This window comes from Saccharothrix ecbatanensis (assembly GCF_014205015.1).
GTDB classification, from domain to species: domain Bacteria; phylum Actinomycetota; class Actinomycetes; order Mycobacteriales; family Pseudonocardiaceae; genus Actinosynnema; species Actinosynnema ecbatanense.
Genome location: NZ_JACHMO010000001.1, coordinates 2,256,803 through 2,269,693, shown reverse-complemented (window position 1 = coordinate 2,269,693; position 12,891 = coordinate 2,256,803). Strand labels below are relative to the sequence as shown.

9 protein-coding genes are annotated in these 12,891 nt (G+C 69.7%); 4 read left to right on the top strand and 5 right to left on the bottom strand.

Translation table 11 applies throughout. The features are described from left to right. The first annotated feature begins 214 nt into the window (after positions 1-214). On the top strand, positions 215-628 hold the full coding sequence (locus F4560_RS09705) for an ester cyclase (protein ID WP_184918781.1): 414 nt from the start codon (positions 215-217) through the stop codon (positions 626-628). Between the two features lie 133 nt (positions 629-761). Further along, complete coding sequence (locus F4560_RS09700) at positions 762-2,333, top strand: FAD-binding oxidoreductase (protein WP_246477768.1); 1,572 nt, start codon at positions 762-764, stop codon at positions 2,331-2,333. Between the two features lie 67 nt (positions 2,334-2,400). Here F4560_RS09700 and F4560_RS09695 read toward each other — a convergent pair whose 3' ends face one another. Continuing rightward, on the bottom strand, positions 2,401-3,612 hold the full coding sequence (locus tag F4560_RS09695) for a cytochrome P450 (protein ID WP_184918779.1): 1,212 nt from the start codon (positions 3,610-3,612) through the stop codon (positions 2,401-2,403). A 208-nt stretch (positions 3,613-3,820) separates the two neighbouring features. Here F4560_RS09695 and F4560_RS09690 point away from each other — a divergent pair, with 208 nt between their 5' ends. Further along, a complete protein-coding gene (locus tag F4560_RS09690; protein WP_184918777.1) occupies positions 3,821-4,258 on the top strand; it encodes a pyridoxamine 5'-phosphate oxidase family protein in 438 nt (145 codons plus the stop codon). 107 nt (positions 4,259-4,365) lie between these two features. Here the strand turns inward: F4560_RS09690 and F4560_RS09685 are convergent, their stop codons facing one another. From F4560_RS09685 to F4560_RS09670, 4 genes are all read right to left on the bottom strand, one after another. Beyond that, a complete protein-coding gene (locus tag F4560_RS09685) occupies positions 4,366-5,136 on the bottom strand; it encodes an SDR family NAD(P)-dependent oxidoreductase (protein WP_184918775.1) in 771 nt (256 codons plus the stop codon). A gap of 165 nt (positions 5,137-5,301) precedes the next feature. Then, positions 5,302-5,559, bottom strand: coding sequence for an acyl carrier protein (locus F4560_RS09680; protein WP_184918773.1), 258 nt, complete (start codon positions 5,557-5,559; stop codon positions 5,302-5,304). Between the two features lie 50 nt (positions 5,560-5,609). Next, complete coding sequence (locus F4560_RS09675) at positions 5,610-10,706, bottom strand: type I polyketide synthase (RefSeq protein ID WP_184918771.1); 5,097 nt, start codon at positions 10,704-10,706, stop codon at positions 5,610-5,612. Between the two features lie 11 nt (positions 10,707-10,717). Next, on the bottom strand, positions 10,718-11,704 hold the full coding sequence (locus F4560_RS09670; protein WP_184918769.1) for an acyltransferase domain-containing protein: 987 nt from the start codon (positions 11,702-11,704) through the stop codon (positions 10,718-10,720). Between the two features lie 133 nt (positions 11,705-11,837). Between F4560_RS09670 and F4560_RS09665 the strand changes: the two genes are divergently transcribed. Further along, positions 11,838-12,839: a ketoacyl-ACP synthase III family protein gene (locus F4560_RS09665; RefSeq protein ID WP_184918767.1), complete on the top strand. Its 1,002-nt coding sequence runs from the start codon at positions 11,838-11,840 to the stop codon at positions 12,837-12,839. The last annotated feature ends 52 nt before the right edge of the window (positions 12,840-12,891 follow it).

Genomic DNA, 12,891 nt, shown 5'->3' with positions numbered 1-12,891 from the left:
TTCCGAACCGACACCAGCGTCGGCCGCGCCTCTTGAAACCTCCAAGTAGCGGGCTCAAGGCGGCCTTACAGCCGGACTGCCCTGGTTCTCTAGCGGGCGCTGACACGCTTGACCCCGTCGGCAGAAGCCGATCATGAAGCTGCTCCAGCGGCCGGGCACACGTGTCGCACCGGACGGCGTAGGAGCAGGCCATCACATGACCCGAGGAGTCGGTATGACACCGGAGGAGCACAAGGCGAAGTGCCTCCAGATGGTCGCCGGGTGGAACCGTTGGGACCTCAACGGGATCATCGAGCACTGGGCCCCGGACGTCGTGCACTACTGGCAGGGCGCGCCGGTCGAGAAGTCGTTCATGATCAAGCAGATGGAGACCGGGCTCAACGCCTTCCCGGACCTGCACCTCGACGTGCGGAGCATCATCGCCGAGGACGACCTGGTCACGCTGAGGATCACCGTGACCGGCACCCACAAGGGCGAGTTCGCGGGCATCCAGCCGACCGGCCGGTCGGTGACCTGGGACATGGTGGAGGAGCTCCGATTCGCCAACGGCAAGGTGATCGAGCGCTGGGACGTCGTCAACATGCTTCCGGCACTCCAAGCGATCGGTGTGATCCCCGCCGCCGCCTGAAACGCGTTGCGGCAACACGGGTTCGGCACAGTCCACCGGCGACAGGCCGAGCCCTGGCGCACCCCCGCGTGCGGCTGGGCGGACGCCGGTGGCCGCCCCCGACCCCGATCCGCACTACCGAGCGAGGTTGACGTTGACTGATCTGATTCCCTGGGCACAAGACACCCGATCCGCGACCTTCGGCCCGATCACCATCGATCGGCACGACCCCAGGTACACCGTGCTGAGCGCCAAGGGGGCGAACAAGCGCATCACCGCCACGCCGGACTCGTTCCACGTCGTCGGCTCGACGGAGCAGGTGGTCGGAGCGGTGACCGAGGCGGCGCGGTCCGGCAGGCGGATCATCGTGCGCAGTGGCGGGCACTGCTATGAGGACCTTGTCGGCACCGACCACGTAGACGTGGTGCTCGACCTCTCCGAGATGAACGCGGTCGGCTTCGACCACGAGCGCAACGCTTTCGTCATCGAGGCGGGTGCGACCCTCCTCGACGTGTACCGCACGCTCTACCTGGGTTGGGGCGTCACCGTTCCAGGCGGCGCCTCCGCGGGCATCGCCTTCGGCGGGCACGTGTCCGGCGGCGGGTTCGGGGCGCTGTCCAGGCGGTACGGCATCAGCGTCGACCACCTGTACGCGGTCGAGGTGGTCGTGGCCGACCAGGCCGGCCAAGCGCGGGCGGTGATCGCGACCCGGGAAGCCGACGACCCCTACCGCGAGCTGTGGTGGGCGCACACCGGTGGCGGAGGCGGCAACTTCGGTGTCGTCACCCGCTACTGGTTCCGGTCGCCCCACGCCACCGGCGTCGACCCGTCCGGTCTGCTGCCGAAGCCGCCGTCGACCGTGCTCACCAGCACCGTGCTGTTCCCGAGGGAGGGCATGGACCGGGACTCCTTCCGCGCCCTTGTCCGCAACTTCGGCCGTTGGCACGAGCACAACAGCGACGCGGAGTCGCCGTACGCCGGCCTCTTCAGCGGCCTCATCCTGTTCAGCCCGCAGGCCGCGGCCGAGGGACCGGACTTGGGCGCGATCCTGTTCACCCACATGGACGGCACCGGCGAGAACGCCGAGGCGTTGCTGGACGACTTCATCGGCGCGGTGACCGCGGACGGTCCGCCGGAAATGCGCATGCCGACCACTCCGATGCCCTGGCTGTACTCCGTGCGGCTGCTGGCCGAGCTCCAGGACGACGAGACCAACCGGCAGAAGGTCAAGTCGTCGTACCTGCGGCGGTCGTTCACCGACAGCCAGATCGACACCATCTTCGACCACCTCAACCATGTCGGGAACGACGGCATGGACACGTCGGTGTCGTTGCAGTCGTACGGCGGTGCGGCGAACCTGGTTCCCTCCCACGCGACCGCGGTGCCCCAGCGCGACTCGGTGATGCGGGTGCTCTACATGAAGACGTGGACCGACCCCGCGGGGGACGTCGCCAACCTCGACTTCCTGCGGGCCCTGTACCGGGACGTGCACCGCGAAACCGGGGGTGTGCCGGTGCCCGGCGAGGTCAGCGACGGGTGCTTCATCAACTTCCTGGACACCGACCTGGCCTCCGAGGAGTGGAACTCCTCAGGTGTGCCGTGGCACGACCTGTACTACCAGGACGCCTACCCGAGGCTCCAGGCGGTCAAGGCGGCCTGGGACCCCGGCGACGTCTTCCGCCACGCGCTGTCGGTCCAAGCGGGCGAGCAGCGGCCTGGACGCTGATCGGGCGCGACGACGGCGGGTCCCGGGGCACGGGACCCGCCGTTCGCGTTCTTCGCCATCCGGCGCCTCAGCGGACAACGGCCACACTGAGGCTCTTGGCGCCGCCCATCGCGAACGGGTGGTGGAACTCGTCGTCCACGACGGCGATCTCCCGGTACCGGTCGAACAGCAGTCCCAGCGCGATCCTGGTCTCGAGCTTGGCCAGCGGAGCGCCCAGGCAGTAGTGGATGCCGTGGCCGAAGCTGAGGTACTGGTTGGGCCGGCGGCCGATGTCGAACACGTCCGGGTCGCGGAACTTCGCCTCGTCCCGGTTCGCCGACACCAACCACGGCATGATGACGTCCCCGGCGGGGATCACCTGTCCGGCGAGGGTCACTTCGGTGGCCGTGCGCCGGGTCAGCCAAGGCAGCGACGGCCGGTAACGCAGCACTTCGTCGACCGCCGACGGCAGGGCGTCCCGGTCGGTGCGCAGCCTCGCAGCGGCCTCGGGGTGTTCGTGCAGGGTCAGCACGGCGTTGCCGAGCAGTGCGGTGGTGGTCACGTGGCCGGCCGTCAACAGCAGGGTGATGACCCCGATGATGTCGTCGTCGGTCAACTTGTCGGCGGCCGTCTCCGCCTCGACCAGCCTGGTCGTCAGGTCGTCGGCCGGTCGGGCCCGGCGCCGGTCGAGCTGCGCCCGGAAGTACTCGATCATCTCGCGGACGGCGGGGATCAGGGCGTCCATCGCGTCCTGCGTGCCGGCGACGTTCGAGTCCTCCTCGTTGAACGGGAACAGCTGCTCCGCCCACCGCCGGAACAGCGGGCGGTCCTCGGCAGGCACGCCGAGCAGTTCCGACACCACGGTGACCGGGAGGGGGTAGGCGAGAGCGTCAACCAGGTCGAACGACTCGCGGTCGGCGACGGCGTCGAGCAGTTCGCCCGTGAGCGTGGTGATCTTCGGTGTGAGCGCGGTGACGACCTTCGAGGTGAACGCCTGGCTCACCAGACCGCGCAGCATCCTGTGCCTCGGCCCGTCCATGTTGACGAAGTTGCCCCGCTGCATGAGGTCCAGTTCCGGATTGGACGGCCTGAGGTCGCCGAGGTCGGCGAGGTACCGGGCCGGGTCGCCGAGCACCTCGGCCACGTCGACGTACCGGAACACCTGCCACGACCGCTGGCGCTCGTCGTAGTGGACCGGGTTGTCCGCGCGGTGGGTGCGGCACCACTCCAGCAACTCGGCCGGGGTCGACGGCAAGGGCTCCGGCGAGGTTCGCTCGATCACGTCGTCGGTGGTGCTCATCGGCAGTTTCCCCTCTTGCGGATAATGCCCGATCCGGTATCGCCAGGCTGTCCGCCACTGTAGCGGCGACCTTTCTATCGCCGGTCGAGCATGACTAGACGACCACGGTGTACATTGGATCGCTCGAGAATCGCTGGATGACCATTGCGCACCGACCGACACCCGGACACGATAGGGGCACGCGACCTGGTCATCACCGGAGGCCACCATGCTCGAGATAAGTCAAGCCAATGTCGATTTCTTCGCGGAAGTAATGCCTATCGTGATCGGCACGAAGCGCCGGAATGGCGTGGTGAAGATGGACCCGGTGTGGTACAAGTACCGCGACGGCCATTTCTGGCTCAACACGTTCCGCGGCGCCCGCTGGCTGGAGCACCTCGAGCGCGACCAGCAAGCTTCCCTGCTGCTCATCGATCCGAAAGACATGACGCGGACCGTGCACATCGAGGCCCGGTTGGTCGGCACCACTACCGAAGGCGCGCAGGAGCACCTCTCCGAGTTGGACGAGCGCTACCAGATGGGCGCCCACGAGCACCTGGAGGACCAGGTGCGGGTCAAGGTCCAGTTGGAACCGCTGAACGTCCGCAGCACGCTGGACTGGTTGGCCGAGAACGCCGGGAAGTGGAATACCTCGGCCGATCAGTGAGAAATCCGCACCACGCTCGTAATGCGACGGTGCGGTGTCGGCTCCGCGTTGTCCACGACCACGCTGCCGGCGCCGCACCGTTCGCGACATCACCAGGGCGACACGGTTCAGGTGAGTGACAAACCGCCGTCGACGGCGAGCACGGCCCCGGTGGCGTACCCGGCCCCGGGCTGGGTGATCCGCACGATCCACCACGCGATGTCCTCGGGATCGCCGATGCGACCAGCGGGCACCTTGGACCGCATGCCGTTGAGGAAGTCCTGGTAGACGGGTTCCGGCATCATCCCGGCCCGCACGGCGCCGCCGGTGTCCACCAGACCGGGCGCGACCGACACGACCCGAATGCCCTTCGGCCCGAGTTCGACCGCCCAGGTCCTGGTCAGCGAGTCGAGGGCGACCTTGGTGGCGCCGTACACACCGCGACTCGGCGTGGCCCGGATGCCGAGCGATCCGGAGGTGGTGATGTTCACGACCGTCCCCCCGGTTTCGGCGAGCGCGCTCACGGCGTGCTGGGTGAGGAATATCGGCGCGATCAGGTTCGTCGCCACCTGCGCTTCGACCGAGGCCCGCTCGATCGCTTCGAGGTCACCGAACCCGGCGGTGTAAGCGTTGTGCACGAGGACGTCGATGCGACCGAACTCGTCGAGCGCGGTGCGGACGATCCGCTCCGGCGCGTCGGGGTCGGTGATGTCGAGAGGCAGCGCCTTGATGCGATCGCTCTGGTTCGCGGTTTCCGTGAGCGGCCCGGCCGACCTGCCGACGATGAGGACCCGGTCGCCGGCCTTCGCGAAAGCCAGCGCCGCGGCTCTCCCGATTCCCGTTCCACCACCGGTGATGATGACGCTTCTCGACAATTCCTGGTAATTGACTTCGCTCATGGTGAGAGCGTACGAGCGCCCACTCGACCTTTGATCCAGGAAAACTGGGCACGTGGTCGCTGTCGCACCCGAGCCACCACGAATAGCCGGAGGGCGGAAATCCCTCCGGCTACCCGGTGCGAGGCCGCTTATCCACTCGGCCCCGGCCGATCCCGTGGCGAACCGTCACGCCAAAGAGGCGAGCTGACCGTTCACGAGCGCGACGAACTGTGTCGGCGTCTCGACCAACGCCATGGCCTCCTCGTCAAGGATCACCCCATACTCCCGTTCGACGCGGCTCGCCGTCTCCAACACGGCGAGGGAGTCGTAGCCGAGTTCGTCGAAGCCGCACTGGCGGACCTTTTCGTCCAAGTCGACCTGTCCGTCTTCGCCTGCCGCGGCTCGCATCACACGGACCAGATCTTCCATGGTGAACTTTCCCATGTCGATATATCTCCCTTCGCCGGAATGGTTTGCGACGTCGCACGGGCCGCTCAGGCCGAATCGATCACCGCGTCGTCCAGTGGAACTCCCGCCTGCCGGGCGACCAGTGGCGCGAGCGCGCGCACGGTCGGGTGGTTCAGGATGGTCGTGGTCGACAACGTGATCTCGAACCGGCCTTCGAGCTGGTTGCGCAGTTCCATGGCCATCAAAGAATTGATGCCCAGCGCGCGCAGCGGCATGTCCGGGTCGATCGAGGCCGCCGGGATGCGGGCCACGGTCGCCACGCATTCCGCCGCGGCCGTCTCGATGGCGGCCCGCCGGTGCGCTCCGCTGGACATCTTCAGCAGCGAGTCGCGGACCAGCGCGGGGATCCTCCCGGCCGGCCGCGACTCGCCTCCGGCGGCGACGGGGGTGTCCGCGTCCGCCGGAAAAACAGGTGTCGACCGGACGAGGGCGAGCCCGGTCACTCCCACGACGACCTCACCCGACAGGTCGTACACGGACACGTCCGCCTTGAAGCCGCGTTCGTACGGTCGGACGACGGCGTGGGCGTAGCAGTCCTCGATCAGGCTTCGACGCACCACGACCCGCTCGATCCCGACGCTGATCAACCCGCCCTCAGGGCCGAGCGCGGGCGCCACGGCCGTTTGAAGAGCGGCATCGAGCACTGCGGGATCGACGACGCACCCGTCGTCACGACGACGCGGAGCCGCGGTGATCTCGGCGAACGCCTCCTGCTCCGCACTGCTGACCCGCCGGATGCGACGGTAGGCCGGTCCGTACGCCAGGCCGCGTTCCGCCAGCCGCGCGTAGAACTCGTCGCCGGGGATGCCGTCCGCAGCCAACCGCCGCCTGATCGCCGTGGCGTCCGCCGACACCTCTGGCGGGGCGGTGGCCGTGGTGGACAAGTCGAGCTCGGCGACGGAGGCGAACCCGTTTTCGCCGTCCTCGAAGAAGCGGACCGCGCCCGAGCCGGTCGTCTCGTCCAGGATGAGCGCAATCTGGGCTCTGCGACCGGATTCGCCGATCACGAACGGTCTGCGGAACCGCACGGCTTTCGCCTCGAACCCCTCGGACCCGGGCAGCACTTCGCGGGCAGCCCGCAGGGCCATGTCCAGGTAGGCGCTCCCGGGGACGACGGCCCGACCGCCGATCACGTGATCGCCGATGGCCGCGGTGTCCAGGTCCAGCTCGGGCTGCCAGTAGTGGGCGCCCCGTTCGATCGCCGAATCGAGCCGGTCGCCCAGCAGCGACCCGCGCCGCGACCGGGACCGGACCTCCAGCCGGTACCGCTCTCGCTGCCAGGGGTAGTGCGGCAGCGCGACCGTGCGACGTCCGGGGGTCGACGCCCGCTCCCGATCGACCGGAGCACCCAGGACGTAGAGCGCGCCGAGGGAGTCGAGCAGCACGCGGCGGGACGGCTCGCCGCGCCGGAGCGACGGCAGGACGGTCACGTCGGTCGAACCGAGGTCCGCGGCGACCTGCTGCACGGCGGGCAGCAGGATCGGGTGCGGGCTCATCTCCACGAACACGGTGTGCCCCGCGCGCACCAGGTTCTCGATCTGGTCGCCGAACCGGACCGGCATCCGGAGGTTGCGGAACCAGTAGCCGGCGTCCAGCTCGGCGCCCTCGGCGAGCCGACCGGACACCGTGGAGTACATCGGCACCCGAGGTGACCGCCCGGACACGCCGTCGAGCAGCTCGACCAGGTCGTCGCGCAGGTGGTCCATCCGCGGGCTGTGCGACGCGACGTCGACCTTGACCCAGCGGTGGAACACCTCGCGCCGGGCCAGCTCGTCCGCCACCGCCGTGAGAACGGCGCGGTCACCGGACAACACCGTGGAACGCCGGCTGTTGCTCACCGCGATGGACACCAGTTCCCGCCGGTCACCGATCGCCTCCGCCGCCTCGTTCGCGGTCAGCTCGACGGCGAGCATCGCGCCCTGACCACCGGCCCGGCGCATCAACTTGCTGCGCCGGCAGATCACCCGTGCCGCGTCGTCCAGCGAGACGGCACCCGCGATGTACGAGGCCGCCACCTCACCCATGCTGTGCCCGACGACCGCACTGGGCAGCACGCCCCACGACTCCCACAGCTTCGCGAGCGCGACCTCCATGGCGAACAGCGTCGGCTGCACCACGTCGATCCGGTCCAGCCGGGCGGTCGACTCGTCGGCGAGCAGCTCGTCCAGCAACGACCAGTCGACGAACCGCGCGATGGCCGCATCGCACTCCCGCATCACCGCGTGGAACACGGGTTCCCCGGCCAGCAGCTCCCGGCCCATGCCGATCCACTGCGAGCCCTGGCCGGGGAACACGAACGCGACTTTGGGCTGTCGGGCCGGTCTCGTGGCGGCGCGCAGTCCACCGGAGTGCGCGCCCTCGGCGTAGTCGCGCAGCACGTCGGCAAGTTCGCCGCTGGTGCCGGCGACCGCCGCGAGGCGGTAGGGATGATCGGGACGACGGGCCGCGGCGGCCGCGAGGTCCGGCATCGGCCGGCTTCCGTCGACGACGGCTGCCACCTGCCCGGCGTGTTCACGGAGTGCCGCCGTCGTCTTCGCGGACAGCGTGAACAGCTCGGCGGAGCCGGTCGGGACCGGCCGCACCGCACCGAGCCGGTCGAGTTCCAGGAGCGCTTCCCGGACACCCGCGCGGTCGTCGTCGCCCCGGGTCATGGTGCCCAAAACGGTCGCGGCGCCGCCCGCGTCCTCCGCGCTCTGCCGCAGGGCGGACAGCAGCACGGGATTCGCGCTCAGCTCCACCAGGACGTCGTGCCCGTCGGCCAGCAACTTGGCGGTGACATCCGCCAGCAGGACCTGCTCGCGGAGGTTTCGCGCGAAATAGGCGGCGTCCAGTTGGGACACTTCGACCGGCGCGCCGGTCACGGTCGAGATCATCGGGATCCGGCCTGGAGTGACGGCCAGCTCGCCGATGGCCGCCACCAGGTCGTCCTTCACCTCGTCGATGGCCGGGCTGTGCGCGGCGACGCCCACCTTCACCATCGCGCACAGCACGCCGCGGGCCTTCAGGTCCGCGAGCAGTCCTTCGAGGGCGGCCACCGACCCGGCCAGTGAGGTCGACCTCGGGCCGTTCCGGGCCGCGACGACGACTCCCGCCCGCTCCGCCTCTTCGCCGAGTTCCGTGGCGGACAGCTCCACCACGGCCATCCCCTCACCACGGCCGGCGAGCAGCCTCTGGTGCCTGCTGTAGTGGTGGACCAGCCGCGCTGCCTCGGGGATGTCCAGGAAACCCGCGATCACCGCGGCGCTGATCTCGCCGAGGCTGTGACCCGCCACGGTGTCCGGTAGGACCCCGCGCGACGCCAGCCACGCGGCGAGCGCCACCTGCACCGCGAACAGGATCGGCTGGGTGACCGAAACGTCGTCGTAGCGGACTCGATCCTCGTCCGCGAACAGCTCGTCCAGCAGGGACCAGCCGGTGTGCGGCGCGAGTGCGCGGTCGCAGCGCTCGATCGCGGACCGGAACACCGGCTCTGTGCGCAGCATCAGCCGCCCCATGCCGACCCACTGGTGGCCGTGCGGTGAGCAGACGAACGCGATCCGCGCGTGCCCATCGGCGTCGTGCGCCGGGGTGAACTCGGCCGGCGGCGCAGGCTCCGTCCAGCCGCCGAGCACGACGTGGACGTTCGTGCCTCCCCAGCCGAACGAGCTCACGCCGGCCAACCGCCGGTCCGGCGGCCACTCTTCCACCGCACGGGGCACGCGCAACCGCAACCGGTCGAAGTCGATGTGCGGGTTGGGTTCGTCGAAGTGGAGGTTCGGCGGCACCTGGCCGTGGTGCAGGCACAGCGCCGTCTTGATCAGACCGGCGATGCCGGCGGCGCCCTCCAAGTGGCCGATGTTCGTCTTCACCGAACCGATGACCAACCGCTCGTCGGCCGACCGGCCCGAGCCGAACGCCGCACCAAGCGCGCTCGCCTCGATCGGGTCGCCCAGTGCGGTTCCGGTCCCGTGCGTCTCCACGTAGTGGACGTCGCCGGGCGGCACCCCGGCCCGTTCGCAGGCGTCCCGGAGGACTTCCTGCTGCGCCAACGGGTTCGGCGCCGTGAGACCGTTGCTGGGGCCGTCGTTGTTGACCGCGGACCCCTTGATCACGCACCAGATCCGGTCACCGTCCGCCAGCGCGCGGGACAGCGGCTTGAGCACGACGACACCGCAGCCCTCCCCGCGGCCGAAACCGTCACCACGGGCGTCGAAGGCCTTGCAGCGCCCATCCGGGGCCAGCCCGCCGAACTGGGCGAGCGAGGCCATCGTCGCCATGCTCAGCAGGAGGTTCACCCCACCGGCGACAGCCATGTCGGATTCACCCGACCGGATGCTCTGGCAGGCGAGGTGCACAGAGAGCAGCGAAGAGGAGCACGCGCTGTCGAGCGTCATGCTGGGACCGCGCAGTCCGAGCGCGTAGGACAGCCGGTTGGCCACCATGCCCAACGCCTGGCCAGTGGCGGTGTGCGGGGACAGCCGGTCCACGTCCGTGCCGTGCAGATCGGCGTAGTCGTGCCAGATCGCGCCCGCGTAGACCCCGGTGCGGCTGTTCCTCAGCGCGTCGCCCGCGACTCCCGCCGCTTCCAGCGCCTCGCAGGCCACCTCGAGGAACAACCGGTGCTGCGGGTCGATCTCGGCCGCTTCACGGGGCGAGATCTCGAAGAACAGCGGGTCGAAGGCGTCCACCGGCTGGTCCAGGAAACCGGCGTGGTCCGGCATCCCGACCAGCGTCGGGTCCGGGGTCCACCGGTCTGGCGGCACCGGCTTGACCGCGTCGGTCCCGGTGCGCAGCAATTCCCAGAACGCGTCGATGTCGCCCGCACCCGGGAACCGGCAGGCCATGCCGATCACCGCGACCTCTTCCTCGCGGGCGCTGGACGCGTGCCGGACCGTCGTCTCGACCGGTGCGGGCCGGGTCAGGTGGTGGACGAGCTCGGAGACGGTGGGATACGCCCACAGCAATGCCGGTGACACCCGGTCGCCGAGCACGCCGGACAGCGCGTCCGCCAATGCCGTGGCACGGAGGGAATCGAGGCCGAGATTGGCGAACCGGTCGTCCTCGTCCACCTCGGCGGGGTCCACTTCGAGCAGCCGGGCCAGCTCCGCGCGCAGCCGGGCGCGCAGGTGCTCGGTCCTGTGCATCTCGGGTCCTTTCACGACGCGGTCGCGGTCATGCTCTCGGCCTTGATGCGGTGCGCGACGTCGCGCACCGCGTCGCGGTCGGCCCGAGGACTGATCGCCCGTGTCGGCAACAGCGCGACGGCCTCGCTCCTCCCGGACCGGACCGCGGGGTGCAGGCGCGCGAGCGTGGTCAACCCTTGCCCGGGACCGGCTTCCACGACGAACAGGTCCTCGCCGCCCAGCAGCAGGTCGAGCGCCGGCCAGAACTGCACCGTGGTGGCCGGCTGCATCGCCCAGAAGACCGGGTCCAGGGCCTTTTCAGGCGTCAACACCGTGCCGAGGTGCGACGAGACGATCGTGCGGCGGGGAACCGAGAGCCGAACGGAGCGGAAGCCGTCGAGCGTGCGTTCGGCCGCGTCCGCCACCATCGGGCTGTGGAACGCCTGGTTCGCGCGGACGCGCATGCAGGTGTACCCATCGGCGTGCAAGGCCTTCGCCACCGCGGCCAACTCGGAGCGCCCGCCGGCGAGCATGGTCTGCCGCTTGGCGTTGACCGCGGCGATGGCCACGGCGCCCGTCAGGAACGGCGTGACGTCGTCGACCGACGCCGCGACCGCGAGCATCCCGCCGGGCGGCGAGTCGGCGTAGTGCTTGACCCGGTCGCGCATCAGCTCCATGCCCTCGGCGAAGGTGAACACCTCCGCCAAAGTCGCCGCGACCATCTCCCCCACGCTGTGGCCGAGCATCGCCACCGGTTCCAGCCCCCACGAGAGGACCACCCGTCCGAGGGCGTAGTCGACGGCGTACAGCAAGGGCTGCGCACGGGTCACGTCGTCGAAATGCTCCGCGTGGCTGTCGTCGAGCCAGGCCGCTCGGATCGCCGGTCCCTGCTCGCCGAGCAGCTCGAACGCCTCGTCCATGACCGAGGTGAAGACGTCGTCGCTGCCATAGAGTCCGGCCGCCATCCGCGGGTACTGCGACCCCTGTCCCGGAAACAGCAGCGCCACTCGTCGGGTCATGGCAGTTCCTCCTGTTCGGCTGTTGCTGCATGGATAGCGACGGCGGCTCAAGACTTGGCCCAAGGCCGCTCGAGGTCGGCTCCCCGGCCGGATCCCGGCCCGTTCTCGACCCGGATGGGCGACAGTCGCCGGTATGGTGCTCTACGTCGCCGGCGCTGCTTCATGGCTGCCGAACCCGATGACCCTGGACGAAGCCGAACAAGCGGGGCTGGCAGAACGGATCCTGGTGTGGAACACCGGGATCGAGTCGGTCCGCGTCTCGACGCGGGAGTCGGCGCCCGAGATGGCCGTGCTGGCCGCTCGGTCCGCGCTCGACCGGTCCGGCTGCTCCCCGGACGACATCAGCCTGGTCCTGCACGCCAGCGCGTACTTCCAAGGCCACGACATGTGGGCACCCGCTTCTTACGTGCAACGGTTCTCCGTGGGTAACCGTTGTCCCGCTATGGAAGTCCGGCAGATGTCCAACGGCGGCATGGCCGCGCTGCAACTCGCCGCTGCCTACCTCGAGGCGGACCCCGGCCGATTCGCCGCCCTGCTCACCACGGCCGACCGCTTCTGCATGCCGGGGTTCGACCGGTGGCGCAGTGATCCCAGCACGATCTGCGGGGACGGCGGCGCCGCGCTGGTCCTCTCCACTCGCGGCGGGTTCGCCAGGATCCGAGGTCTCGTCACGGTGTCCGATCCGGGCCTGGAGCGCGGCGGTCGCGGCGACGCCCCGTTCGCCGACGCTCCCTTCGCGACCGGGATGCCGATCGATCTGAGCGCCACCAGTTCCGCGCTGGTCCAGGAGATCGGGCTGGAGGCGCTGCTCAAGCGGATCGAGTCCGGTCAGCGCGAGGCGTTCGACCAGGCGACAGCGCGAGCGGGCGTGAAGTTGGCCGACATCGACTGGTTCGTCCTGCCCAACCTGGGCCGCACCCGGATGTCGGCGCAGTACTTCGGCCCGTTCGGCATCGACCCCGAGCGGACGACGTGGCCGTGGAGCACACGGGTGGGGCACCTCGGGGCCGGTGACCAGTTCGCCGGCCTCGCCCACCTCGTCGACACCGGCCTCTTGCACCCGGGCCAGACGTGCGTCCTCGTCGGCATCGGCGCCGGCTTCAGCTGGACGGTCGCGGTCCTGGAAGTGCTGTGAGGGATCACCTCGTGCTCGACCGGGTTCCTAGCGGCGCCTGCGAAGTTGACTC